This is a genomic window from Collinsella sp. HCP28S3_B9, from assembly GCF_052066095.1.
GTDB lineage: Bacteria > Actinomycetota > Coriobacteriia > Coriobacteriales > Coriobacteriaceae > Collinsella.
In genome coordinates, this window is the sequence record NZ_JBQHST010000009.1 from 1 (window position 1) to 26,277 (window position 26,277).

Genomic DNA, 26,277 nt, shown 5'->3' on the forward strand with positions numbered 1-26,277 from the left:
ATGGGACACCCCCTCGGCGTCAGAGGGCGGCACCACCGGCCAGGGACGCGCCGTCGAGGCGGTGCGACTGAGGCTCACGGGGTCCCTCGCCAGGGACTACGACGTCTACTAACGCGTCCACGCCTCCAACATCGGCTGGATGGCGTGGGCAAAGGACGGCGAGGAGGCCGGCACCACCGGAATGGCCTACTCTCTTGAGGCCGGTCAGATTAAGTTGATTAAATCTGGTGACTTGGCAACTTATTTTGATGTCTGGTACAGAGTCCATGTGGATAATATTGGCTGGCTTGGTTGGACTAAAAATGGCACCGTCGCTGGCAGCACCGGTTATAGAACGCATGTTCAGGCTGTTCAAGTTCAACTAACAAAGAGAGTTGCCAATGCTCCCGGAAGTACCGCTTCTTCGTGTTTGCTTGGGCAACCTTTTGCACTTGCAAATCCAAAGCAGAAGAAGATTGTTGAGCTTGCTCGACAGGTACCCTCTCCTGGTCCTGGTTTGTGCCCTGAGTGGATCGCAGATATCTACGAGCGCGCCGGATTTAGGAACGTTCATAAAGACGCCTGCGATTACTACTGGGATTATTGTAATTATACCGATTATTCTCAGCTTAAGGTTGGAATGGTCATTGACGTTCCTTCGCATACGCACACATATATGGGCGGGATTTACGGTCACGTTTGTCTCTACATCGGTAATAACCAGGTTATGGATAACGTCGGTCGGATCAGGACGCTCGATATGGCTTACTGGTTGGATTACTATTCCACCTCTTATAAGCTAAAACGGGGCTGGTACGACAACATGCTGCTTGCATAACTAATCGACTGCTATGTCATTGCAAGGGCTCCAACAGACACTCTGATTTAAAACGAACGGGTCGTTTTGCAACGGTCCGTTCGTTTCTATATATCTGCCATTCACGTTTTCGATACTTAAGAAATTGCCGAAACGATAAATAATGATGCTAAAAATGGTCGATTGATGGGGGAGTCGAATGAAGAAGACGCAACGACTGCTAGCAACGGCAATGACGCCATTACTGATCCTTCAGTGTCTTCTGACGCCCCTTTCTGTCTGGGCTGATTCTTTGCCGGTGCTACCGGAAGCTACTGATTATTCCGACGGTGCTGCCAGTAGCTCGAAAGACGAGGGGCCCGTCTTAAATGACGAACGACAGGGGGTTGAAGTCGAACAGCCGGTTGTGTCAGACGATGATTCTCCCACATCCGTTTCTAGCAAGTCTACCTCCAATGCAACTGATTCGGCGAAACCCGAAAATGATGTATCCACTGTTTTTGGCTCCGTTTCATATCAAACTCATGTACAGGATATTGGCTGGCAAGCTCCCGTTTCAAACGGAATGACGGCTGGCACTACAGGTCGTGCTAAGCGTGTCGAAGCCCTCAAGATCAGTCTTTTTTCACAGGATTGCAGCCCTTTGGAGAATGACTGCATTTCGGTCCAATCACACATTTCCGGGATCGGCTGGGAGTCTCAGCCGGTAGGCAACGGGCAGACTTCTGGAACAGTTGGACAGTCGCGAGCTATCGAGGCCATCAAGCTATCTTTGTCGGGCGGTCTTTCTGATTCGTATGACATTTGGTATCGCGTACACTCTGCAAATGTTGGCTGGCTTGGTTGGGCTTCAAATGGCGAGCCTGCCGGAACACAGGGCTATGCTTACCAGATTGAGGCAGTTCAGATTAAGGTGCTTCCCAAAAATGCCCAAGATGCGCCAGCGCGAGGCGATTCCTTTAGGGGCCATGCTCAGGAACCGCCTACCGTATCCTATCGATCTCATGTCTCCAATGTTGGTTGGATGAGTACGGTTGCGAATGGAAATACCTCGGGTGTCGTTGGCTCAAAGAATGCTATTGAGGCGTTGTCGCCTAGGGTTACTTGGTATGGGCACGGAGGTGCTATCTCTTCTCGTGCGCATGTCTCTGGCATCGGTTGGCAAAACTGGTCTTCAGATACTATTGGCACGACGGGTCAGTCTCGATCGATTGAGGCCGTTCAGTTTAAGCTGAACGGCGAGATTTCTACTGCCTATGACATCTGGTACCGGGTCTATGCTTCTGGATTGGGTGGATGGCTCGGCTGGGCGTCGAATGGGGCTCCTGCGGGATCTACGGCGAAGGGTGTTGGCATCCAAGGTGTTCAGATCTTATTAGTTGAAAAGGGCGGTTCTGCTCCTGGTGACACCACGTGCCATTTTGTTGGAGTTGCGGATACTTTGAGCGGTATCTCCCTCGGTCTGAACGGTAAAAGCCTGGGCCTTGCACAGGGAAAGTCGATATTACTGGGTTCTGAGAGCCGTTCTGAACCATTGACTTCAATTTCCCTTGCGCTTGAAAATCAAGATACTCTGGGTTCAATTGATTACTCCGGTTGTTTTGAATTTGGAGGATGGAGTGATATCGTTTCTGATGGTGCGGCACTTAATTCAAAAAATGACGGGCGTGCCTTAAAAGCTGTTAGATTGACTCTTACAGGAGATTTGTCTGGCTCCTATGACATTTGGTACCGCTGCTTTGACTCTCAAAAAGGATGGCTTGGCTGGGCGTGTAATGGCGCGGATTCAGGAACGGCTTTGGCCGGCTCATTCCTTAAGGCGATTGAAGTGCGTGTCATCAGCAAGGATGGCGGTGCTCCCGGCGTAATGGACGGAGCGTTTGTTGCGGACCCGTCCGCTGATGGTCCACATGTTATCTACCAGGCCCATTCCGCTAACAATGGGTGGTCTTCATCTGTTCTTGATGGGCGGGAAGCTGGTACGACTGGAAAATCGCTCTCTCTTCAGGCTTTGAATGTGTCGCTGGCTGGCGTTGACGATGATTCGTTGATCGAGGCCAGGTCCCATGTTGCCAATATTGGTTGGCAGGATTGGCGTTCCGTTGATTATGTTGGAACTGTTGGGCAAGGGCTAGCCATTCAGGCCCTTGAACTGCGTATAAATGGCCCGATTGCGAATCAGTATGACATTTACTATAGAGTTCATTCGGCTGGTTATGGCTGGTTGGGTTGGGCCAAAAACGGCGATTCCGCTGGAACTACCGGGTTAAATATCCAGATAGAAGCTGTCCAAATTAAGCTTGTCGCGAAGGGCGGGGAGCCTGGCGTGTCGTCTGCGCCCGCATTTATCACGGCTCCAGCTCTAACGCTCCAGGCGCATGTTGCCACACTTGGTTGGATTAATCCTGTTGGCAACGGTGGTGTTGTGGGCACAACTGGTAGATCACTTGCTGTTGAGGCACTGAAGCTGAATGTCTCCAGTAGCGTATCGGGCGGCATTGAGTACTCTGCCCATGTGCAGGATGTGGGCTGGCAAGGCTGGACTTCTAATGGGGATGTCGCTGGCACGGTAGGCCACGCAAAGCGTATCGAGGCCTTTAAGATTAGGTTGACCGGTGATTTATCGAACTACTTTGATGTTTGGTATCGAGCGTATTGCCAAGACTTTGGATGGCTCGATTGGGCTTCAAATGGGCAGCCTGCGGGCACATCTAAGATTGGGTACAGGGTCGAGTCGGTTCAAGTGAAGATTGTTCCCAAGGGTGCTGGTGCTCCCGGTCCTACTGGTCGTCCATATACTGAACAGCCGATGCTTCCGACTGACATGATGGCTATGCTCAGCCGTGCCAATCGCTATGCGAGCAATACAAGCTGGCTCATCTTGGTAGATAGGCAGGCGTGTCACCTTGGGGTTTTTCGCGGCCAGCGCGGGTCGTGGAGTTACGCTCAATACTGGACTTGCTCTACCGGTGCTCCTAGTACTCCAACGCCTACGGGTGAGTATACTGTCACCGGCAAGGGCTACTCGTTTGGACATGGGTATACCTGCTATTGCTATACGCAGTTTTATGGGGACTATCTGTTCCATTCAATTCCGTATTACCAAGGGACCTTTAATCCCATGGACAGTAGAATGGGGATGCACGTCTCACAAGGTTGCGTTCGCTTACCGATTGATCGCGCCAAATGGATTTGGGATAACGTGCCCCTTGCTACTAAGGTCGTAATCTACTAGCTATTCCTATATTGGTGGGAGCCTATTAGAGGGCCCTTTCCTGTTACTGAAGTCTCATCAGCAGGAAAGGGCCTTTGCCTTCGGATAAGGTCCCATTTCTTCGTTCCCCTATTTGATGACATTAAAGTGGCCCGCTTCCGATGGTATTTTTAAAATGTCTGCCTATCTGTTGAGGGTCAGCCTTTGGCGAACTCTCGGTCCGATGCAGTGTAACCGGCTTAGTGCTGCGGAAGTTTTGATTTGCCTTAGAAAAATGGATTACGATTACGAAATATAGGTCAATTCCGTTGTTCATCTTATTTAGAAAACTATTCCGGATGATTTGATATGCTTAGCTGATATTCGTTTATCGACTTGATTTCTATTAATTGGGGATTCGTTTGAACACTAAGAAAATTGCTAGGGATATGGTCTTTGCCGTATTTGCACAAGGTCTAAGCACAGCCGTTAGTGTCATACTGACCCTTCTTTTGCCTAAGGTCCTGGGTGTTGCTGAGTTTGGATATTGGCAACTGTTCATTTTCTATCTTAGTTACGTTGGATTCTTTCATTTTGGGATTAATGACGGTGTCTATCTCATCCATGGCGGAGAGACCCGAGATGCGCTCGATAAAAAGGCGATTAACTCCCAGTTTCTGGTCAGCATTATTTATCAGGCAGTAATCAGCGTTGCGGTAATACTCGTCGCCTTATTTGGTCCTTTTGAGGCGCAGCGCCAGTTCGTTATTGTCTGGATTGGCATAATTCTGCTTGCAAATAATTGCTCATTCTATTTGGGATATGTATTTCAGGCGGTAAATGAAACCGCGCTGTTTTCTTTTTCGGCAGCGCTTGACGCCTTGGCCTTTTTTGCGGCTCTGATCATTCTGGTTATTTTTGGAGTTGATTCGTTCGAGCCCTATATTATTTTTTATACGCTCGCCAAATATCTCAGATTGGTTTACTGCCTGTATAAAGCTAGGGATATTCTGTCTGCCGGGGTTTTAACGGGCTCTGCTTGTGTTAAGGAGTCGATTGAGAGCATACGCGTTGGCATCAAGTTGATGTTTGCCAACATAGTAAGCAGTTTGATACTTGGAGTTGTTAGGTTTTTTGTTGATTTGAACTGGGGAATTGAGGTTTTTTCAATTGTCTCTTTTTCTCTATCGATCGCTGCTTTTTTCTTGACGTTCCTGACGCAGGTTAGCATGGTGCTGTTTCCGAATTTGAAACAACTCGACCGCCATGGCTGTTCGAGCGCCTTTTGTATGATGAGGGACATTCTCGATTTGCTGCTTCCGGCGGTGTATATCCTTTATGGCCCTATAACGGTTGTTCTCAATTGGTGGCTTCCCCAGTATGCGAGAAGCATTCAGCTATTCGCGGTCCTATTCCCGATTTGCGTTTTTGAGGGGAAGATGGATATTATCGGCACGACGTTTTTCAAAGTTCTACGTGAAGAAAAGCGTCTGCTAGAGGTTAATTTAGCAACTCTTCTCTTTAGCTTCGCGTGTACTTTATTTGGTACCTTTGCGATTAATTCGGTTGAATTTGTTCTCTTTTGCGTCGTAATTGCACTCGCGTTCAGATGTTTGTTGTCAGAACTGCTAATCGGAAGAACGCTCAATGTTTCTCAGTCTAAATTATCATTTGTAAGTGTCATGTTGAGTGTTGGGTTTGTAATTACTGCGCAAGTGTTTACCCCACTTTTGACCTCTGTCATCTTTCTATTCGTATATTCAGCCTATCTAATCATCAATAAGACGGTTCTACGCAGGGTATTCAAGCTCGGCGATGTATTGAAAAGTTAGGGATTTACCATGAAAGGCATCATCCTCGCCGGCGGGTCCGGCACGCGCCTGTACCCGCTCACGCTCGTGACCTCCAAGCAGCTGCTGCCGGTCTACGACAAGCCCATGATCTACTACCCGCTTAGCACACTCATGCTGGCGGGCATCCGGGACATCCTGGTCATCTCCACGCCGACCGATCTCCCCAACTTCGAGCGCCTGCTCGGGGACGGCTTGCGCTACGGCGTCAACCTCTCCTACGCCGAGCAGCCGAGCCCGGACGGCCTCGCGCAGGCCTTCACCATCGGCGAGGACTTCATTGCCGGCGAGCCGTGCGCCCTGGTGCTCGGCGACAACATCTTCTACGGCAACGGCCTCAGCCGCCACCTGACGCGCGCCGTACAGAACGCGGAGTCGGGTAGGGCCACGGTCTTCGGCTACCACGTGGACGACCCCGAGCGCTTCGGTGTTGTCGAGTTCGATGCGCAGGGCAGGGCCGTCTCCATTGAGGAGAAGCCCGCGGAGCCCAAGAGCTCCTACGCCGTCACCGGCCTGTACTTCTACCCGGGCGACGTGGCCGCCAAGGCGCATGAGGTCAAGCCGTCGGCCCGCGGCGAGCTGGAGATCACCACGCTCAACCAGATGTACCTGGAGGAGGGGACGCTCTCCGTCGTCACCCTCGGCCGCGGCTACGCGTGGCTGGACACCGGCACAATGGAGAGCCTGCACGAGGCCGCGGAGTTCGTCCGCGCCGTGGAGCACTCCCAGGACCTGCCCGTGTCCGTGCCCGAGGAGATTGCCTGGGAGAACGGCTGGATCACGACCGCGGAGCTGGAGGAGGCCGCGAAGGCCTACGGCAAGTCGGTCTACGGCCAGCACCTCAAGAAAGTCGCCGCCGGCGAGATCGTCAACAGCCCGCGCGAGTACTAGGAGAAACCCCTCATGTCTGAGTTTTTCGAGCCCAGGAACATCATCGTCACGGGCGGCTGCGGCTTCATCGGCAGCAACTTCGTGCACTACGTCGTGAACAACCACCCGGGGGTGCACGTCACCGTGCTGGACAAGTTGACCTACGCCGGCAACCCCGAGAACATCGCCGGGCTGCCCCCCGACCGCGTGGAGCTCGTCGTGGGCGACATCTGCGACGCCGAACTGCTGGACCGCATCGTCCCGGGCCACGACGCCATCGTGCACTATGCCGCCGAGTCCCACAACGACAACTCCATCGCCGACCCCGAGCCGTTCCTGCGCACCAACGTCGAGGGAACCTTCCGCCTGCTTGAGGCCGTCCGCAAGTACGGCATCCGCTACCACCACGTCTCCACCGACGAGGTCTACGGCGACCTGGCGCTCGACGACCCGGCGAAGTTCACCGAGGAGACGCCGTATAAGCCGAGTTCTCCGTACTCGAGCACCAAGGCGTCCTCCGACATGCTCGTGCGCGCCTGGACCCGCACCTACGGCCTTCGCACCACGATCTCCAACTGCTCCAACAACTACGGCCCCTACCAGCACGTGGAGAAGTTCATCCCCAGGCAGATCACGAACATCATCGACGGCGTGCGCCCCAAGCTCTACGGTAAGGGCGAGAACGTCCGCGACTGGATCCACACCGAGGACCACTCCTCGGCCGTCTGGGACATCCTGACCAAGGGCCGCATGGGGGAGACCTACCTCATCGGCGCCGACGGCGAGAAGAACAACATCACCGTGCTCCGCATGATCCTGGAGGCGATGGGAAAGGACCCCGAGGACTTCGACTGGGTCGCCGACCGCCCCGGCCACGACCGACGCTACGCCATCGACAGCACGAAGCTGCAGCGCGAGCTCGGCTGGAGGCCGGCGCACACCGACTTTACCGAGGGTCTGAAGCAGACGATCGACTGGTACGTCGCCAACGAGTCCTGGTGGCGCCCGGCTAAGGAGGCCACCGAGGCCCGCTACCGCGCCCAGGGGCAGTAAAGAGGGGATAGAATTATGGCAGACATCGCATTCGAGAAGGACCTCTCCGTGGCAGAGACCGGCATCGGGGGCCTCAAGGTCGTCGACCTCGCCGTCCACGGCGACTCGCGCGGCTGGTTCAAGGAGAACTGGCAGCGCGCCAAGATGACCGCCCTGGGCATCCCCGACCTCAGGGTCGTCCAGAACAACATCTCCTACAACGACAGCCGCGGCGTCACCCGCGGCATCCACGCCGAGCCCTGGGACAAGTTCATCTCCGTCGCCCGCGGCTCGGTCTTCGGCGCCTGGGTGGACCTGCGCGAGGGCAGCGCCACCTACGGGAAGGTCTACACGACCGTGCTGGATCCGTCCAAGGCCATCTACGTCCCGCGCGGCGTGGGCAACAGCTTCCAGGCGCTGGAGGACGGCACCGCCTACACCTACCTGGTGGACGCCCATTGGTCCCTTGAATTGAAGAAGACCTACACGTTCGTGAACCTCGCCGACCCCGAGCTCGCCATCGAGTGGCCGATCCCGCTCGATGAGGCCACCGTATCCGAGGCCGACCTCAACCACCCGTACCTCAAGGACGTCGTCCCCATGGCGCCGAAGCGCACACTCGTCACCGGCTGCAACGGCCAGCTGGGTCGTGCGGTCCGCGCGCTGGCCGAGGAGCGCGGCGTCGCCAAGGACTTCGACTTCTGCGACATCGACACCTTCGACATGTCCGACCCGGACGCCTACGATCAGTACGACTGGTCGCTCTACGGCACCGTGATCAACTGCGGCGCCTACACCGCGGTGGATAAAGCGGAGACCCCCGAGGGCCGCGTGACCGCCTGGAAGGCGAACGCCACCGGCCCGTCCCTTCTCGCCCGCACCTGCGCCGAGCACGGGATCACCCTGGTCCACGTCTCCTCCGACTACGTCTTCGACGGCACCGCCGAGGCGCACACCGAGGACGAGCCCCTCAGCCCGCTGTCCGTCTACGGCCAGACCAAGGCCGCCGGCGACATCGCCGTGGCCGGGTGCCCGCGCCACTACATCATGCGCAGCTCCTGGGTCATCGGCGAGGGCCACAACTTCGTGAAGACGATGAAGGGACTCTCCGACCGCGTCGCAGACCCGGACGACAGCCTTGCGCAGGTCACGGTCGTGGACGACCAGCTGGGACGCCTGACCTTCACGCGCGACATGGCGGCTGCGATCTTCCACGTGCTGGGCACCCACGCCCCCTACGGAACCTATAATTGCACGGGCTCCGGCGCCGTGAAGTCCTGGGCGGACATCGCCCGCGCCGTCTTCGAGGCCGCCAACGGCAACGGCGAGAAGGTCGTACCGGTGTCGACAGCCGACTACTACGCGAGCGCCGAGGGGCCCGTCGCCCCGCGCCCGGTCCACTCTGCGCTCGACCTGTCCAAGCTTGAGTCGGTCGGCTTCCGCATGCCCGACTGGGAGGAAGAGCTGGGGGAGTACCTTGCTTCATCGCAATTAATGTAGAAAGGTCTATAAGTGTCTAATTCAGAATCTCTAGTTGATATCGTCATGGCAACGTATAACGGAGAGCGCTACATTGCCAAACAGATTGAGTCAATTCAAAATCAATCATATAAGAATTGGCGACTGCTAATTTCCGATGACTGCTCCACCGACCAGACTTTGAAGATTGTTCGTGACTATGCCGAGAACGACCATCGTGTGCAGATAGTTTCAGAGGGTATTAAATATGGCGGCGCAATGGCAAATTTTATGTCAGCTATAAAATATTCTGATGCCACTTATTTTATGTTTTCCGATCAAGATGATATTTGGAATGAAGATAAAATTGAATTGTCCATTCGGGCTTTGATTGATTTGGAGGACGCGTGGGGTTCCGATTCCCCGTCTTTTGTCTCTAGCGACTTATCTATTGTTGACGATGACCTAAATCTAATCGCATCAAGCTTTATGAAATATGAGAATTTCGAAACCAACGAGGACTCGCTTCAACGAGTCCTCGTTGAAAACACGGCTTGGGGTTGTACGATTGCGGGCAATCGAAAGTTAAGAGAGCTGTTGTCTCTTTGGCGCGAGTCTGATTGTCCAATCATGCATGATTGGTTAGTAAATCTAATCTGTAAAGCTTGTGGTCATTCAGCGTTTATTGAAAAGCCAACCATTTTGTATCGTCAACATGCTGGGCAAGAAGCCGGTGCGCATAAGTTCTCACTCATTTCTCTGCTTCAAAATTACCAGATTTCGAAATCACGAGAATATTGGCATGGCATAAGGTTAAACGCAAAGGTCTTCTTGGACATATATTCTGATCAAATGCCAATGGAACAGAGAAAGACTGTTGAGGATTTTTTAAGCATATTTGAATTCCGCCCAATTAAAAGGCTGTGGTTCGCTGTGTCTCATGGCTTTCTTCCAACGGGCATCACAAGACGCATGGGCCAAGCTCTCGTCTTTATCCTTACGCCGTCTTCCTTCTTTTGAGGTGAAAAATGAACCGGTATCTAGTTTGGGGCCTTTCTAATCGAAGGGCAGGAACAGAGATGGTAATTAATAACTATGTCAGTCATATCGATTTCTGCTCTTTTGATTTCATTACCTTTGAGCGTCCGGACAATTTTGAGAATCTATTTAAGGGAACCGCTAACCGGTATTTCGTTATAACTGCAAAGAATCGCAATCCGATTAACTATTACCGTGATTTAAGATTATTTTTCCGTGAGCATAAAGGGGAATATTCTGGATTGTGGTTCAATACGAATCATGCAGCGAATATTGATGTGCTCAACTATGCCCATAAAGCAAATATCCCTCGTCGAATTGTACATAGTCATAATTCGAAGGACCCCGAATCCCTTCTGTTGAAGGCGCTTCATTGTCTTCATAGAAAACAGATGCTTAGAGTGGGGACGGAATTTTGGGCATGCTCGGACGTTGCCGCTAAGTACATGTTTCCAGAGAAACAGTATCGGTTTGTTCCAAATTTAGTAGATTCTGAAAGGGTTGCTTTTTGCGAGGAAAAGCGAAACAGGCTACGCAAGGCTTTAGGTTTAGACAATGCGTTTGTAATTGGATCTATTGGCAGGCTGTCGCCTCAAAAGAACCATACTTTTCTTGTTAAGGTGCTTGCCTCCCTTTGCACGCTGAAGACGAATGCATTTTTGGTTATTGTGGGGGAGGGAGAACTTCAGGATGAGATAGCATCTTTGGCTGAATTATTGGGCGTTAAGGATAAGGTGCTATTTGCTGGCGCCCAAAATGATATTCAAGCTTGGCTTTCATCTTTTGACGTCTTTGTCTTTCCGTCGCTTTATGAAGGCTTGCCCGTTTCGTTACTAGAAGCTCAATTTAACGGGTTGCCCTGTGTTATTTCGGATCAGATTACTCAAGATGCCGTGATCTCCAACAACTGTATTACCTGCAATATCGACAGTCCAGATGAATGGGCTACTGTTATCAATAAGAGTATTAGAAAGCCAGCGGCCGTTTCTTTGGGCGCTTCTGCTGATAAATATGATATTAGGCGATGCGCTATAATTTCGCATAAGCTGTTTGACTAATCATGGAGAACCGTTTTGAGTGCCCCAATTGCTTTTATTAATTTAGATGGCATTAATGTAACGCCTTATTTTGAGCACTATGAGCACCTGCTCGCAAAGCCATATGACTATATCTATTGGCAGCGTTCAGACATTGGCGTTGAGCCCGATGCGCAGAAGGTATGGCGCTACAAGCATACGGTCTCTAGTGCCGGATTAAAAAAGTATACTGATCTGCTCGCAGGTTATTTTGGATTTAGACAATTTGCCCGTCGCATTTTGTTGAGCGAAAATTATCAGAGGGTGATTGCGCTTACTGGAAACAGTGCTGTCTTAGTCGGGGATGTTCTTAAAAAAAAATATAGAGGTCGTTATTTAATTGACATTAGGGATTATTTTCTAGAAAACAATCCCTTATATCGTATGTTTGAAGAGAAAATAATTGACAGTTCGGGTCTTTCGATTATTTCTTCCCCTGCATATACCTCTTTTCTCGGAGAGCACGATTTTCTTCTGATGCATAACGCTCATTTGATTCCTCAGTCGGACATTTCGCGTGTAAATCAAAGAAAAAGACCAGGGACGCCTTTGGTGCTTGCTAGCATTGGTACAGCAAAAAACATTGAGCTAGACAAGCTCGTACTCGATTATTTTGCAAATGATTCTCGCTTTAAATTGATGTTTCTTGGACGTGGCTATGAGCAGCTTCGTCCTTATATTGAAAGCAAAAAAATCGAGAATGCTGTAGTTTCGGGTGAGTTCGATTCTTCTCAGACTTATGCTCTATATGAGAATGTCGATGTTGTCATGAGTATGTATGGTTCGAAGTCGACTCACGTAAAATACCAGCTAACAAATAAGTTATATTATGCAGCTCAGTTGCATCTTCCTATTCTCGTTAGCCCGGGTTCCTATATGGAGACAATTTCATCTAAGTATGATTTTGGTTTAGCTTGCGATCTGTCTGACGATAGTCTGAAAGATAAGATTTTTGAAATGTTTGAGCCATGTAAGTTTAAACGTATGTGCGATCGTATGGATTGTTTTATGGAAGATGTATTGGCCACCAATAGGAAGACCAATCTTTCGGTTCAGGCATTCCTTCAATAGCTTTTATTTATCCTTCCAGTAAAGAAAGATTCCAATGTGCAAAATCAGTTTAATTGTTCCCTGCTATAACGTGGAGAAATATCTTCCACGTTGTCTTGATTCTCTTGTCAGCCAAACTCTCCAAGAGATTGAAGTCATATGCATTAATGACGGCTCTCCCGATAGGTGTATTGATATTCTTCAGAATTACAAGAAAGAGTATCCAGATAAGATTGTTGTAATCGACAAAAAAAATGAGGGCGTTTGGCGTGGTCGCCAAGACGCAATCGCTTTGGCAAAAGGGGAGTATATTGGCTTTGTCGATAGCGATGACTATGTTGCCCCCGATATGTGCGAATCCTTATATTGTTGTGCCTTAGATAACGGTGCCGATATAGCTGTTTCTGGTTTTTACAGAGTAGATGCTGATTCCGGGAAAGTTTTAAATGAAGAGATGACCGATTCTCGTAAGGCTTTTTCAGTGAAATCAGACCCCGTGCAATTGCTCCAATTGAATGGTGCACCTTGGAATAAAATCTTTAAGGCCCATCTGTTGAAGGATATGTACGATTTCAAGAATCCTCCAAAAATATTTGACGATATGATGATGCATCTCTTGGTGTATCCCTTCGTTGACAAGGTCGCTTTTGTCCCTAAGCCACTTGTTTATTACGGCATTCGAAACGATTCGATTATGACTACTATTTCTAAAGAGAAGGTCGATTCGACGTATCGATGCATGCGAGAAGTTAAAACTGTTTATAGGTCATTAGATGCTTCTCCTAATTTAATTGAGTTTCTTGATCTATCTGCTGGCTTGCATCTTGGCGTATCGCTGATGTTTAGACTTGCGTACGATAAATCGGCAAATTTGAGGGATGTTATATCGGAAAACGATAGATATCTAGATCAGCACTTTAGCACTTGGAGAACGGCCGACATTTCTTCTAATAGCAAGGCAATGCGAAAGATTAAATTTGCTAGGGCTGTCCGATGCTCTGGTCAGTTCCTTTTAGCACTAAAGGTTTATCGTGCCATGGTAGACAAGCTCGGTATTGACATTAAGTGGTAGCGGGCAGTCGTCTTAGCTCGTCGCTCTTTCGATAAGCGATAATAATCGGTAGGCGCAAATCATTTTATTTTGAGTGTTCCCGATTCAGCTGAACATATTAAGGGATGTCCCTTTCCTTCGGTTTTCCGCACGCCCCCGTGCCTTTTTTGGGTTTCGGGGGCGATATTTTCTGAGCTAGATTATCTGCGGCAGGCCCGGCGATTGATTTACGACATCCATATACAGAATGTAAATTAGCAGAATGTATTTCTATGCTAATTTCGTACGCTAAAATAAATTAAGAAACTAAGACTTCGAGAATGGATTTGCGTGTCCTATTGTCCAAGAACCCTTGTTGCCATTCCGGCATATAATGAGGAAGAGTGCATAGAAAACACCATAATCGAGCTTAGGCAAGTCGCGCCTAAGTTCGATTTTGTAGTTATTAATGACGGATCTCATGACCGCACGCTTTCTATCTGCGAGAATATCGGCTGCAATATTATTAACATGCCAATTAACTGTGGTCTTACTGTCGGTTTTCAGACTGCAGCTCGATATGCTGTCGATCATGGATATGACTATATGGTTCAGTTTGATGCTGACGGGCAACATCGTCCGGAGTATTTGGCTGCTCTTGTTGAGAAAGCGGTAAATACTGGTTCCGACATTGTTATTGGTTCCAGGTTTTTGACTGTCCGAAAAGATAAATCGATGCGCATGGTCGGTTCACGTATGATTACCGTTTTGATTAAGATGCTCACCGGTCATCGCATTAGTGATCCTACATCTGGCTTCAGGCTGTTTAGTCGCCCTGTACTCGAGAGATACTATTACGACAATACTCTTAATCCTGAACCTGAATCTATCGCTTTGTTTTTAAAGCAAGGGTATTCGGTCTCTGAAGTTCAGGTATCAATGCGTGAACGCCAGGGCGGCGAGAGTTACTTAAATCCTGTCAAGTCAATGCAGTATATGCTTAGAGTGTTTGCTACGCTGCTAATAGTTCAATGGTTCAGGTGAGTTGTATGTCATTTACACTGCGCGCACTATTGGTATTTTTTGCTGTTGCTGTCTTTTATTTTGTTATTCGGAAATTGAAAAAAGCTCAAATGCAGGTTTTGGACTCGCTGTTTTGGATTTTGTTTAGTACTAGCTTTGTCCTACTCGGTATATTTCCTGATATAGCTGTGCGCATCGCTGACCTTTTGGGGTTTATGTCTGCCTCGAACTTTGTTTTTTTATATGTTATAGCCGTTCTAGTTGTTCGCGATTTCACCATTTCTGTGAGGCTTGCTAAGCAGGAAGAACGGTTGAATTCTCTTGTTCAGGCAACCGCTTTAAATTGGGACAGTATTGATTTGAAATCTTCTAATGAGGACTGATTTCTATGATGTGTATCTAGAACTACTGTGGCTCGGCGTCCTTTCGATGATTACGCCGAGCCACAACTCTATACGGATATGAGTGTTTCCATAGGTTAAAAATCAATTTGATACAGTCGCATATCGCCATCGGAAAGCAGGCATGTAAAACCTGGGGTATCATCTGTGATGTCTAATATGCCTTTCCATTCGTTTGGGTCAAAGTAGCCAACATTTACAGTCTCATCGAGGATGAGCACATAACGTGCGCGCGTTTTCTGTATTGCGTTAAGGACGTCATTGTTTCTAGAGGCCTCGTAAAGTGAAGTTTTAAACAGCTCGTATTCTTTATAAGGCGTAGAGTAAAATTGACGAGAGATTACGTTTATATCATCGGATGCATATAACCAGATACTGCCATCTGAGGGTATATTGATCACGGTGTTATTTCCAACGATTCGTTTTACCTTGTCTACAAATTGCCTTTCTCCAGGTGAAATGGAAACGCCTGACGCTAAGGAATAATTCACCTGTATTTGCTCGCAAAGATATCTGTAATTATTTTTGCCGAATGAAATAGTTTTAGGATAAGCAACAATGAGGATGATCATGCATAGGGTGAACACAGGAAGTAGTAATTCGACAGGTTTTATTCTGCCACTATTTAATATGGGCCTAATAAGTATGTGTACGATTTTGCATAGTCCAATTGAGGCTAGCGGCACGGCGATAATTGCTAGCACTCCATCTAGTCGAATAGTTCCCGAGTACCAGAAGCCGCATATGAGCTGACGAAGTGGATGGTTCAGAGTCATGCATGTAAACACCAGTGCGGCAACTAAAATGTATGAGATTGAAAGCCATTTATATCTAGTGCTTGCGAACGCGGCGACGAGTCCAATAATAACAAGCAGTCCGAGTATGGGTTGCGCGTTGGCGGACTGTCCGAATTTAAAAAGAAGGATGTTCTTAAAAGCTTCTAGTGGTGATGCCGTCGGTTCTCTATATATGTTGACGATAGGTTGGATAAAAGGCAATGAATATACCAATAGCCAGAGGATGCCGATCAATCCAATCGTTAGTATTGGGCTCAGAAAACGTAGCTCAATTCTGTTCGTATAGCGTCCTGCCGTTTTCCAGGAAAATTGGACAATCAACGGAATGAAAATTACGCCGGCAGAGAAAACCGCATTAGTCTGTGACCCTACAAGAGCAATGAATGATATAAGCAATATTATTATCGCGCTTGGTGCGGAAGACAGTGTATTTGCTTTTGACTTTTCGATTGACCCTTTGTTTGAAAGGTAAATGCTTGTAATTAATTGATAGAACGCAAAGAGAAACCCTGGTAATAGCGCGTTTGATAGTAAATTAGAATCAAATTGCCCCACAATCAAAAAAGCCCAAGGAAAATAGGAAAATAGGCTACAGGTAACTCCGCCTGCAAAAATGAGACCTTTTTCGTTTTTAAAAACGGAGGAAAGAAAAAGCCATGTTGAAAGGGGGTATACAAATGCGCAGATAATGAAATTAATCGCATTGTGTGCAACGATGATATTCGTTTTTGATAGTCCGCTTGCAACGGCAGTAATGATGTGCCAAGCAGCGGGATAGAATATGCCCTTTCCTGCGTTCATTAAGTCTGGGTATTCGGAGGCATGTAGAATCGAATACCTGCCCGAATCGAGCATGGCATTTGCGCACGATAAATGGAAAGTTGTATCGGTCTGCACCGAATAAGATGCCGGCCCGTCTATATTTCGAAGGAATATTAAGACCGTCAGGGCTGTTCCCACAAGTACATAAGTTGATAGCGATAAATACTGGCTGGTATTCAGTGCCGATCTGTTTCTCCTAAATAGCATGAATAGCGTGAGGCTAAGCAATAAAACTAGCAAATATATTTGGAGCGCAGACATGCTAATTTGATATGCAATTAAACCCACAACTATGAATAGTGCAACAGATGCTGCCGGCGAGAAAGCGATTGCTTGTAAAGGGTTACTAAATAAGGTCCGTCCGATGAAGTAGCCCGGAACAATTATTGTTAAAATGCCGCAAAGAAAAGCAGCTATAAAAGATGCCCACATGAGTACGGTCTGCCCTTTCGGCTGTATAGTGCTTGTAGCCTTTGAATCGATCGGTATCAATCTTTTCGTTGTAACGTCTTATGGCGTGCTTTGCTAATTAATGATTTTATATAGTGCCATATCCCCTGTTTGTAAGATCAATTCGAAACCTGGCGTTGCTTCGCTAATCGAGAGAATTCCCGTCCAACGTGACTGCTCAAAAGCCGGATACCATGCCTTCATGGTCCCCTCGTCTTCCTCAAGACTGAGCACATACTGAACATCCTTGTCGCGGACGTTTTTCTTTGTTGAACTTGAACTCACGTAGTTGCAAAGGTTAGACCGAAGATCAATGGCCCAGCTGCTTGTGGTTAATTCGGTATAGTTTTCATCGTTACAGAATAGTAGATTGAGGTTAGCAATGCCTTTTGCAAAGCAGCTTCCATCGTATGGGGTGTTAGCGATTACGGCATTCGGACCAGTGATCGTAGCGACTTTATTCAAGAATTCAATTTTGGACTCAGTTAGAATTGCTCCCTCATCAACCCTTGTAAATCCTCTCATGTTTGCGGTCATGGTCGAATAAGGAGTGGTAATTTCCGTGACACCTCGGATGACAAAAGAAGGTAGGGCAAATATAACAAAGATCGTGATGACCGCGGCGATACTGACGAAGTAAGACTTGCTTCCCATGTCAAACCGATTAGCGATCGCCTTAAATGTCTTCAAGAGCAGGGTGAATCCCGAATATGCCATGGGAATGGAACAGAAGGCTAACATCGCCGCTACTCTGTACGGGTCGGTGTACCAAAAACCTGTTAGCACATGTTTAATGACGTTGTCGCCAAAACCTGCAGCAACGACATATAGAACGATTGCTAATAAGCATGAAATAACTGGCCAATATTGTTTTTTTTTCAGTAACTGTAAAAGTCCTGCCGCGCACAGCAATGCCATAAAAACACTTGCCGGTTGAATTGGATAAGCTATAAAAAGACAGTCAGCCATCGATTGCCAAATAGTGCTTATCGGGCTCCAATAATATGAAACTACGCCCTGAAAAGATGGTAATTTATATAAGGCAATCCATATCAATGAGATAGAAATGGTTGCAATGGAACCGGTAATTAATCTCGCCTTCTTTATTCCGATCCTATTTGCAAGTTTCGTTTCACAGCCATGCTTTGAGCAGATCCATACAGTATATGGAATAAGAAATACGGCGCACACAAAAATGCCGTTGGGCTGCGTGACACTTAATCCGCCACAGCATAGAAGAAATCCCGCGACTTTGGTCAGCCTATACTTGTTTGAATCGGTTGTCGCATCAATAAACAAGGCGGCTGCAGCCGGGACAAGACACATTGTGGCAAGATTTGGAAATAGAGGCCATACTGCGAGCAATACCCAGGGTGATGCCGGTAAAACCAGAGAAACGATGGCCCCAGTGGCGACGCGCAGCTTGGATTCATTTGGAAATACTTGGCTAATTAAGTAATAAGATCCCAGAGGCAGTGAAATGCCGATAAGAGTGAAATTAACTACATTTGTTCCAATTCCTATGCTGGTCGCTGCCAGTGCGCAGGTAATAGCAGGTGGAATATGCCATCCAAGGGGATAAAATCCTCCGGTCTGGGATAAATAGGGGTTGAGCGATTGAGAAACGCCTATTCCATACATGGACACGTTTAGCGTCGACCAATCCGTTGAGTTGAGAAGACTGCGTATGTAGGCATAGTGACGAATGTTGTCTTCGGATTGCGTTAGATGGGACCAGTCTGCCAAGGAGTGTGAAAAGAACCAATAGGCAAAGACGAAGCCGGTTCCTATGCAAATTAATAGAGGTAAGAAATCCTGTCCATTAGGCTTGGCTATGGAAGGATTTGTCTTCCTAGTTTTTGAAATAACCAAGAAGAATAGAGAGATGCCAATTGAAAGCAAAACTGTGAACGTAAATATGCTAATCGCCGAGATGGCAATATGTAATTTCGAACACAAGATGCCGACTAACACATATGCAAAAATACTCGTTGGAGGCGCCGCTGCGGCAGTCGCTGCTGGGTTGTCAAAGCGGTTGTTCCAAATAATGCAGCCAGGAAGGTAGAGGACTGCAAGCGCAATGAGGAACGCTGTTAGAGGAAACAAAGGGATTCTCCTTTACGGGCTTCTCGAGCAATGAGTTTTATCTAATTATACGAAGCGGATGATAGTATTAGACCCGTAGTATTCGTTACGTTAACGGTGGGCTATGTTGAAAAATCCTAAAGTTTCGATTTTGGTGCCAATATGCAATGTTGAGCGCTACTTGCGCGAGTGCCTTAATAGTCTGGTAAATCAGACGCTTCGCGAAATTGAAATCATCTGCATTAATGACGGATCAACCGATTCATCCTTGTCGATTATTCGCGAATACGAGCGACGGGATGAGCGTATCGTTGTAATTGATAAGCCCAATAGTGGGTACGGCGATTCGATGAACAAAGGCATTGACCTTGCTCGTGGCGAGTATATCGGGATCGTTGAGTCCGATGACTTTGCCTCCCTCAATATGTTCGAAACGCTTTATAAAGAAGCGACTAAAAATGATCTCGACGTCGTCCGTTCAAATTACTATGCCCATCGTACGGGAGAGGACTCGTCGTGCGATTATCTGGTCGAAAATCTTGCTGCCTGCGGGTCGTACGACAAGGTTTTTCATCCGATCGATAATCCGCGCGTCTTTATGTGCCAGCCTGCAATTTGGACAAGCATTTATAAAAAATCGATGATTGATAAGGATGAAGTGCGTTTCCTGCCTACGCCAGGGGCTTCGTTCCAGGATACGGCTTTCTATTTCAAGGCATTTTATGCAGCAGACAGAGTCAAGCTGCTTAAAGATGGTTATCTCCATTACCGCATCGATAACGCCAACTCTTCTGTAAAGAATCAGAATAAACTCTTTTGCGTGTGTGATGAGTACGCTGAGGTTTGGGATTATGCCAAACGAGACCTCGATAAGTTCCAAACTTTAAAGCATTGGATTCCTCGCCAGCAATACGAAGGCTATCTGTGGAATCTAAATCGACTTGCGCCCGAACTGCAGCAGCGTTTTTATCCGAGATACGTTGAGGAGTTTAGCAAGATAAGGCAAGCGGGATTGATTGATTCAGATCGATTCGAATCGCGCACTTTAGCTCGCTTGAATAAAATGCTCGACGAGCCGGAGACATATTTCCTCGAACAGTATGGTCCTAGTGAACCCAGGCGCTCGGTCTTAGTCTGTTGCAATGCTCTTTCTATTGCGGATGCAAAATCATCCGTGCGGGCTTTGCTGGATGTATTATCAAATGATGACGAGGTATTTGTTGTTTCGCCTGATTCTGACTCCCTTGTATTTGAGCTTAAAAATGAATTTGAAGGAATGGGCAGACTTCGCAGCGACGCTGACGTTCTTCAGCATCGCCTTTTGGGCCATTGTGATGCGGACGCGTGCCGTGCTGAGAACATTTCTATTGTTGCCCTTGCTGCGAGAGACGCCAATTTTGACGATCTTGCTGCTACCGCTGATGGCGAAGATGTTTATTCGACTGATGGTAAGAACTATGCCCTTCGAGACGTTGAGCTTCGGGTCGAGGATTCTTCTACGCTTGTGACGGCTGCACTTCGTGCAATTTCGAAACTGGATCTAAATCAAATTAAGCGGCTCCCGGATAATTGGGCGTCTTTGCTTTGTTCCTCTTGTTCTCTCGAGGATGGGGCTTTTGGCATTGCCATAGATGATGCAAAAGAAATGGCAAGCTGTTTGTTTGACATGTCTGAGCCCTATGAAAAGGTACGACTACTTTACGGACAGCTCCTCTCCGTGTGGTCTTCGGTCCGCAAGGGGTATTCGGCTCTCGATTGGGATCAGGCTTGCCGTTTGCGCGAACAATATTATTCCATGGCAAGTGTTGATGCGCTGTTTACTCCTCATGCCTGCTCGGATGATTCGCCTTTCTTGTCCGTAGTCGTCCCCGTTTACAATGTTAGTAAGTATCTCGAAGAGTGCCTGGATTCTGTGATCCAGCAGTCTTTTAAAGATTTTGAAGTATTGCTTATTAACGACGGCTCAACTGATGGCTCTTTGGACCTGCTGGAAGAGGTCGCATCTCGTGACTCGCGTGTTCGTGTCTGGAGTCAGTTTAATTGTGGCGCTGGTTCTGCCCGAAATAGAGGTATTGAGCTGGCTAGCGGCAAGCACCTTATTTTCATTGATCCCGATGATATATTTGCCACTGACCATGTGTTTTCCGATTTGATCGATGCGATGGATAAGTCGGGAGCTCTCATCTGTGGTGGCTCTCTTTCATTGATAAAGCCGTCCGGAAAGATTAAGTCTGAGTTTTCATTTGATGAGTCTTTCTATCATGTTTCTTACGAGCGCGAAGTGCCTCTCGAGCAGATTTGGACTGACTACGGTTGGATTCGTTTTATGTACGACTCGTCCCTGTTTGTCGACGGTAAGGTTCGTTTCCCTCAACTGAATTGGTATGAAGACCCCGTCTTTTTCTTGCGTGCAGTGGAGAAGGCAGGCTGCTGTAAGGTCGTTCCGGTTGACGTGTATCATTATAGGGTCGGCTACAAAGAAACTGAATGGACCGTTGCTAGAGTCAGAGACATGCTTTGGGGCATGGGGCACAATCTTGCTGTTGCCGATAGGCTGAAAATGCGCGAGCTATACGTGACAATTGTCAATCGATTTAACCGCGACTACTCAGACGCCATCTTAAAACAGATTAAGGATCCTGGAGTTTACGAACAGCTCGTTACTATTCAGGCCTCCATCAACCATAGGCTGTTAAAGGAGTGCTCTGCATATGATGAGCCCTATTATTATCTGCTGCCTTTATACGGCGATCGAAAGAAGCGAGCGGTTGCTGTCGAGAGACTTGCTCGCAGAATTGCTGAGTCCAAGGCGTATGTCTCTGCTCAACGTCTTATTTATAAATTGACTGGACGCGCTTAATTAACTCTACTTCCGATTGCTAATTGGTAATGAGGTTGTTTTAGACATGAAGAATTTTGTTAAGAAACTCCTGCCTGTTTCTTTATCGCGCTTCGCATTGCTTTCGAAGGACGTTGAAGATATTAAGACAAACATGCTATGGGCTTCTGAGGCACGCAGTATTCACGATGAGCTGCATTGGGATGTAAGCGTTCAGCTTCTAAATGAAGTCAAAGCACTGAGGGACGATCTTAAATCTCATGATGAAAAGGCCATGCTCTTTGCATGGGAAGAATATCGCAAGGAGGGGGAGGCACTGATTGATGCCAAAAAGCGCTTCTTTACATCGCTCCCTGCTGCCACGGGCAGCTTGAGGCTGCTTCAGCTTGGATCGGCTAAGTTGCTGGCCGACTTTGACTCCCTGTGCAGGGATAATGACATCCCGTATTTCGCTACCTGTGGGACCCTGCTTGGAGCGGCGCGCCATAGTGGTTTTATTCCCTGGGATGATGACATCGATCTTGGAATGCTGCGTGAGGATATTGAGCGTTTGATAGGCCTGGTCCAATCTCACGACCGATTCCGTGTCTCAGTTGCTTTTGATGGATTTGTCCAGTGCCGTCAGGTGAGATTCCAATACGCGGACGAATCTATCCCCGTATTCTTGGACATTTTTATTTTTGACTGGGCGTCAACCGACAATGTTGAGATCTACGACCAACAACTTCAAATTCGTGAGGCAATGGTCGAACGCATGCGCAATGACTCTTGTCTTTCGTCTTGGATCGATAAGTCGTGCGTTCCTGCCACTGATCCCAATATGGACATTGTCGATTCTTTATTTTCGAATGCGATAAATGAGGAAAAGACAGTTGGTCTTGTGTGTGATAGGCACGATGCAAAGGCAGTTGTCTGGTCGATCGACAACACCGTTGGTGTTGACAATTTCCATTGGGTTTCGCCGTTAGATGAAATATTCCCTCTTATCGACCTTGAGTTTGAGGGAATGCAAATCAAGGCGCCCTGTAAGTACATGGAATTGCTAACGAAGCATTATGGCGACCCTTTTAGCCTTCCAAATGATATTGCTTCCCATTTTAAGCATGCCGATGTTGCTGATAGCGCTACCGAAAGTGCACTTCAGCGGCTTCTAAACTAGTATAAGATGAGATGGTTTTGACACTATTTGTGTAAGGGCGTGCTGTTGGTTACTTGGTTAGACAGCACGCCCTTCCTCTGGGCTCAACACTTTGCGCGGCATAGTTTCTTGACAAGTTTTGTGTATCCAGCTTGCATTAGCCTAAGTATTGAGGAATCGACAATACTTGCTATCAATAATGCCAAAAGATATGCCGACAGAAGCGCAATCAAGAAAAGCGGCAAGCGCATGATTGTTGCTAGTGTTGTCTCTTGTCCCAAAAAACCGTTATTGACTAGTGGTGTGAATACAATGCCTATTGTTGTTACTTGCAGTAAGTATATTGAATAGGAACGCCTTGCGGTCCAACTTAGCGCCTTGCAAATCGAGGCGCTTTCGATGCTTAATTTACTGAACAATAAGAATATGGCTGCAGTTGCCGGGAACCACAAATAGCTCGGATCTGATCTCTGGTAACCAAAATGTGATAAAAATGCGCCTGTAATCCAACAGATAATGCCAGCATATTCAATTACTTTAATTTTATTCGGTTCTAGGTATTCAGGAATTATCTTAACGAAATAGCCCAAACAGAAATATGGAAAGAAGCTTCCTAGAATTACTTGTGATCCCGATGGAACAATATAATTCATTACGTTGACAATTCTTGACAAACGTGAATTGGGCAAAAACGAAGTAATTAGTGTTACAGCTATTCCAAATGCGCATGCGGCGGTCAGTATATACCCAAGTGTTCTTACCTCTTTTTTACCAAGCGAGGAAAACATTTGATATAAAAGTGGTGCAATAATTAGATAAGGTATGAGTGTCGGGATAAACCAGTAGCTACTCGCCAATATGCTGGCTGTCCATTCCAGGAATGCGCTTGGGCCGAGTGTGATGCCTCCAGCTAAAGTTCCATAAAAATAGACAAGAACTACGTATGTAAATAGGGGGAGAACAATCGTTCGGACCTTATTTGATAGATAGTAAGCATAAGATTGCTTAAGAGGTCTAATGGCAAAGTATCCTGACAATGTAAAGAAAATCGGGTCACAAATTAGAGCGAGCTCTCCAATTACCCCCTGAATTGATGTGCCGTGGACGGGTCCAAGATAGCCTGCCGTGTGTACGACTACAACCAAAAACATTGAGATTGATCTGAGTAAATCCCAATTAGCCATTCGCGCGTTTGACATTAGATATTAATCCCTATCTATCGTGAATTTATTTAATACCTGCTACTAGCATCGTATCGATTGCATCGTTAGATTAGCATGTTTAATGCTTTAATCTAGCGATGTAATTATGTTCGGTTCTTTGCCCGCGTGTTTTGCGCGTGCAATGATATTCACATAATGAGTTATAACGGGTCTGATATCTTTGGTGCAGGGGTTCACTCGAGAGAAAGATGAGTAAGTCATGGCGATTTGCGCAATCGTTATCGCTGGTGGAGTTGGCTCGCGTATGGGGCAGAAGATTCCTAAGCAGTTTATTAATGTGGGGGAGAAGCCTGTCATTGTTTATACTCTCGAGGCCTTTCAGAACCATCCGCTTGTGGATTCGATTGAGGTAGTTTGCCTGGATGGCTGGGAACAGGTTCTTGTCGCGTATGCGAAACAATACAAGATTGATAAGTTAAAGTGGATCGTTAAAGGCGGAACTTCGGGTCAAGAGTCTATTCGTAACGGCGTGTACAATCTCGAGGGTAAACTCTCTGAGGATGATATTTGCATCGTGCACGACGGTGTGCGGCCGATGCTCGATCCCGAGGTTATTACTGACGTCATTCGTGTGGCGCAGAGTCACGGGAATGCCGTGACAAGTATGCCTTATAACGAGCAGATTTTTATCATTGATGAGGAGGACCCAACCACCACCACACAGTATATTCCGCGTGAAACGCTCCGTCGTGTTTCAACCCCGCAGGCATACCGTTTCGATCTCCTTGACTCCAAGTATCATGAGGCGTTCGAGAAAGGCGTGGGAATTGACGGGTCTAACTACACGAACACGATGATGGTCCAGCTGGGCGTTAAGCTTAACTTTGCCGCTGGTTCTGACAGAAATATTAAGCTCACTACGCCCGAGAATCTTGAATTCTTTCGCGCATGGGCTGCGGAGAAAGAAGCTCGTGATGAATAGATTGGCCTGCACTGAATACGTTGCCGATCTTGATGCCGTGTGCAATCTCGATCTTCCTTGGAATGACCTTAAGGAGAAGACGGTTGTTGTCTCCGGTGCGACCGGAATGATTGGTGCGTTTCTCATCGATGTTTTGATGCGAAAGAATAAGACGGACGGATTGGGTTGCAACGTTGTCGCATTGGGCAGAAGCGCTGAGAAGGCTCGCTTGAGGCTCCCATACTTTGGTGCGTCTTTCTTTTCATTTGAAGAGGCCTCTATTGTGGCGCCTGGCTATCGCCCCGCCATTTCTGCAGATTACGTCTTACACTTGGCAAGCTCCACGCATCCACGGCAGTATTCAACCGATCCAATTGGCACAATTCGAGCGAACGTCGATGGGCTGCAGAATCTGCTCGAATTCTCCGCCGACAATGGCGCAAGATTACTCTTTGCTTCGTCTGTGGAGATTTACGGTCAGAACCGTGGTGATGTTGAGCGCTTTGACGAACGATATTGTGGAAACATTGACTGTAATACATTGCGAGCGTGCTACAACGAATCTAAGCGCCTGGGCGAGGCAATGTGCCAGGCCTACCGCTCTCAGAGGGATGTCGAGGCGGTAATTGCACGTATTGCGCGCATTTACGGACCGACGCTTTTGAACGATGACTCTAAGGCCCTATCGCAGTTTATTCGACGATCGCTTGACGGTGAAGACGTTGTCCTCAAAAGCGATGGGACGCAAAGGTTTTCGTATTTACATGTTGCGGATGCTGTGTCCGGTTTACTGCACGTGATGTTGCTTGGTATAGATGGCGAGGCATACAATCTTGCCGATACAGGGTCCGATATTTCATTAAAGGATCTTGCCGGACTTGTTGCCGGCGTCGGAGGCGTGAGCGTTGTCTTTGATTTGCCCGATGCTCAAGAGGCGGCTGGTTACTCGGTGGCTACATTAGCTCTTATGAACGGTTCAAAGGCTCAAAGTCTTGGCTGGAGGGCTCGTTATACTATTGCAGATGGTATGCGGTCGACTGTGCAGCAGATGCGCAAGATGGGTTGGGCGACGTCGGTTTAGTTGCTTTAGGGATTGGCTCGTAGCGAGCCTGTAGCCTAAATCAAAATGCTGCTATGCGCGTTAGACTGCTTTAGCCCGACCGTGGTCCTGAAGCCCCAGGGTTCGTATGCTGCCCATGGGGTCA

The 26,277-nt window shown here is 47.9% G+C and carries 20 protein-coding genes; 17 read left to right on the forward strand and 3 right to left on the reverse strand.

The window, feature by feature from the left end; translation table 11 throughout:
- The 13 genes from ACTNBB_RS03310 to ACTNBB_RS03370 form a co-directional block, all read left to right on the forward strand.
- A partial coding sequence (locus tag ACTNBB_RS03310) for a hypothetical protein (RefSeq protein ID WP_441056686.1) occupies positions 1–112 on the forward strand: 112 nt, incomplete at its 5' end.
- A gap of 18 nt (positions 113–130) precedes the next feature.
- A complete protein-coding gene (locus ACTNBB_RS03315; RefSeq protein ID WP_441056684.1) occupies positions 131–817 on the forward strand; it encodes a hypothetical protein in 687 nt (228 codons plus the stop codon).
- Between the two features lie 178 nt (positions 818–995).
- Entirely contained in the window at positions 996–4,031 is a 3,036-nt protein-coding gene (locus ACTNBB_RS03320) for a L,D-transpeptidase family protein (protein ID WP_441056680.1), read from the forward strand.
- 380 nt (positions 4,032–4,411) lie between these two features.
- Positions 4,412–5,821, forward strand: a complete 1,410-nt coding sequence (locus tag ACTNBB_RS03325) for a hypothetical protein (protein WP_441056678.1) — start codon at positions 4,412–4,414, stop codon at positions 5,819–5,821.
- A gap of 9 nt (positions 5,822–5,830) precedes the next feature.
- Positions 5,831–6,730, forward strand: a complete 900-nt coding sequence (gene rfbA, locus ACTNBB_RS03330) for a glucose-1-phosphate thymidylyltransferase RfbA (RefSeq protein WP_441056676.1) — start codon at positions 5,831–5,833, stop codon at positions 6,728–6,730.
- Between the two features lie 12 nt (positions 6,731–6,742).
- Positions 6,743–7,762, forward strand: a complete 1,020-nt coding sequence (gene rfbB / locus ACTNBB_RS03335; protein WP_441056674.1) for a dTDP-glucose 4,6-dehydratase — start codon at positions 6,743–6,745, stop codon at positions 7,760–7,762.
- 15 nt (positions 7,763–7,777) lie between these two features.
- Complete coding sequence (locus ACTNBB_RS03340; RefSeq protein ID WP_441056672.1) at positions 7,778–9,241, forward strand: sugar nucleotide-binding protein; 1,464 nt, start codon at positions 7,778–7,780, stop codon at positions 9,239–9,241.
- A gap of 12 nt (positions 9,242–9,253) precedes the next feature.
- Positions 9,254–10,219 carry a glycosyltransferase family 2 protein gene (locus ACTNBB_RS03345; RefSeq protein ID WP_441056670.1) on the forward strand — a complete coding sequence of 322 codons (966 nt, stop codon included), beginning with the start codon at positions 9,254–9,256 and terminating at the stop codon, positions 10,217–10,219.
- Positions 10,220–10,278: 59 nt separating this feature from the next.
- Complete coding sequence (locus tag ACTNBB_RS03350) at positions 10,279–11,295, forward strand: glycosyltransferase (protein WP_441056668.1); 1,017 nt, start codon at positions 10,279–10,281, stop codon at positions 11,293–11,295.
- Positions 11,296–11,310: 15 nt separating this feature from the next.
- On the forward strand, positions 11,311–12,384 hold the full coding sequence (locus tag ACTNBB_RS03355) for a hypothetical protein (protein WP_441056666.1): 1,074 nt from the start codon (positions 11,311–11,313) through the stop codon (positions 12,382–12,384).
- A gap of 34 nt (positions 12,385–12,418) precedes the next feature.
- Positions 12,419–13,435 (forward strand): glycosyltransferase family 2 protein, encoded by a 1,017-nt coding sequence (locus ACTNBB_RS03360; protein WP_441056664.1) that lies wholly within the window; start codon positions 12,419–12,421, stop codon positions 13,433–13,435.
- Between the two features lie 309 nt (positions 13,436–13,744).
- The gene (locus ACTNBB_RS03365) at positions 13,745–14,437 is read left to right on the forward strand and encodes a glycosyltransferase family 2 protein (protein ID WP_441056662.1); all 693 of its coding nucleotides are present in this window, start codon (positions 13,745–13,747) and stop codon (positions 14,435–14,437) included.
- Between the two features lie 5 nt (positions 14,438–14,442).
- Complete coding sequence (locus ACTNBB_RS03370; RefSeq protein WP_441056660.1) at positions 14,443–14,799, forward strand: DUF2304 domain-containing protein; 357 nt, start codon at positions 14,443–14,445, stop codon at positions 14,797–14,799.
- 95 nt (positions 14,800–14,894) lie between these two features.
- Here ACTNBB_RS03370 and ACTNBB_RS03375 read toward each other — a convergent pair whose 3' ends face one another.
- Positions 14,895–16,868, reverse strand: coding sequence for a DUF6541 family protein (locus ACTNBB_RS03375; RefSeq protein ID WP_441056658.1), 1,974 nt, complete (start codon positions 16,866–16,868; stop codon positions 14,895–14,897).
- Between the two features lie 93 nt (positions 16,869–16,961).
- Positions 16,962–18,992: a DUF6541 family protein gene (locus ACTNBB_RS03380; protein WP_441056656.1), complete on the reverse strand. Its 2,031-nt coding sequence runs from the start codon at positions 18,990–18,992 to the stop codon at positions 16,962–16,964.
- 103 nt (positions 18,993–19,095) lie between these two features.
- Here ACTNBB_RS03380 and ACTNBB_RS03385 point away from each other — a divergent pair, with 103 nt between their 5' ends.
- Both ACTNBB_RS03385 and ACTNBB_RS03390 read left to right on the forward strand, forming a co-directional pair.
- Positions 19,096–21,831, forward strand: coding sequence for a glycosyltransferase family 2 protein (locus tag ACTNBB_RS03385; protein WP_441056654.1), 2,736 nt, complete (start codon positions 19,096–19,098; stop codon positions 21,829–21,831).
- Positions 21,832–21,877: 46 nt separating this feature from the next.
- Positions 21,878–22,969 carry a LicD family protein gene (locus tag ACTNBB_RS03390; RefSeq protein WP_441056652.1) on the forward strand — a complete coding sequence of 364 codons (1,092 nt, stop codon included), beginning with the start codon at positions 21,878–21,880 and terminating at the stop codon, positions 22,967–22,969.
- A gap of 83 nt (positions 22,970–23,052) precedes the next feature.
- Here ACTNBB_RS03390 and ACTNBB_RS03395 read toward each other — a convergent pair whose 3' ends face one another.
- On the reverse strand, positions 23,053–24,132 hold the full coding sequence (locus tag ACTNBB_RS03395) for an acyltransferase (protein WP_441056650.1): 1,080 nt from the start codon (positions 24,130–24,132) through the stop codon (positions 23,053–23,055).
- Between the two features lie 238 nt (positions 24,133–24,370).
- Here ACTNBB_RS03395 and ACTNBB_RS03400 point away from each other — a divergent pair, with 238 nt between their 5' ends.
- Positions 24,371–25,093, forward strand: coding sequence for an IspD/TarI family cytidylyltransferase (locus tag ACTNBB_RS03400; protein ID WP_427794812.1), 723 nt, complete (start codon positions 24,371–24,373; stop codon positions 25,091–25,093).
- On the forward strand, positions 25,086–26,153 hold the full coding sequence (locus ACTNBB_RS03405; protein WP_441056647.1) for an NAD-dependent epimerase/dehydratase family protein: 1,068 nt from the start codon (positions 25,086–25,088) through the stop codon (positions 26,151–26,153). Before ACTNBB_RS03400 ends, ACTNBB_RS03405 begins: the two co-directional genes overlap by 8 nt.
- The last annotated feature ends 124 nt before the right edge of the window (positions 26,154–26,277 follow it).

Coding starts and splice junctions, on each gene's coding strand:
- ACTNBB_RS03320 (WP_441056680.1), top strand. CDS start 996: ATGAAGAAGACGCAACGACTGCTAGCAACGGCAATGACGCCATTACTG.
- rfbA (WP_441056676.1), top strand. CDS start 5,831: ATGAAAGGCATCATCCTCGCCGGCGGGTCCGGCACGCGCCTGTACCCG.
- rfbB (WP_441056674.1), top strand. CDS start 6,743: ATGTCTGAGTTTTTCGAGCCCAGGAACATCATCGTCACGGGCGGCTGC.
- ACTNBB_RS03340 (WP_441056672.1), top strand. CDS start 7,778: ATGGCAGACATCGCATTCGAGAAGGACCTCTCCGTGGCAGAGACCGGC.
- ACTNBB_RS03350 (WP_441056668.1), top strand. CDS start 10,279: ATGGTAATTAATAACTATGTCAGTCATATCGATTTCTGCTCTTTTGAT.
- ACTNBB_RS03360 (WP_441056664.1), top strand. CDS start 12,419: ATGTGCAAAATCAGTTTAATTGTTCCCTGCTATAACGTGGAGAAATAT.
- ACTNBB_RS03370 (WP_441056660.1), top strand. CDS start 14,443: ATGTCATTTACACTGCGCGCACTATTGGTATTTTTTGCTGTTGCTGTC.
- ACTNBB_RS03375 (WP_441056658.1), bottom strand. CDS start 16,868: ATGTGGGCATCTTTTATAGCTGCTTTTCTTTGCGGCATTTTAACAATA.
- ACTNBB_RS03385 (WP_441056654.1), top strand. CDS start 19,096: ATGTTGAAAAATCCTAAAGTTTCGATTTTGGTGCCAATATGCAATGTT.
- ACTNBB_RS03390 (WP_441056652.1), top strand. CDS start 21,878: ATGAAGAATTTTGTTAAGAAACTCCTGCCTGTTTCTTTATCGCGCTTC.
- ACTNBB_RS03395 (WP_441056650.1), bottom strand. CDS start 24,132: ATGGCTAATTGGGATTTACTCAGATCAATCTCAATGTTTTTGGTTGTA.
- ACTNBB_RS03400 (WP_427794812.1), top strand. CDS start 24,371: ATGGCGATTTGCGCAATCGTTATCGCTGGTGGAGTTGGCTCGCGTATG.
- ACTNBB_RS03405 (WP_441056647.1), top strand. CDS start 25,086: ATGAATAGATTGGCCTGCACTGAATACGTTGCCGATCTTGATGCCGTG.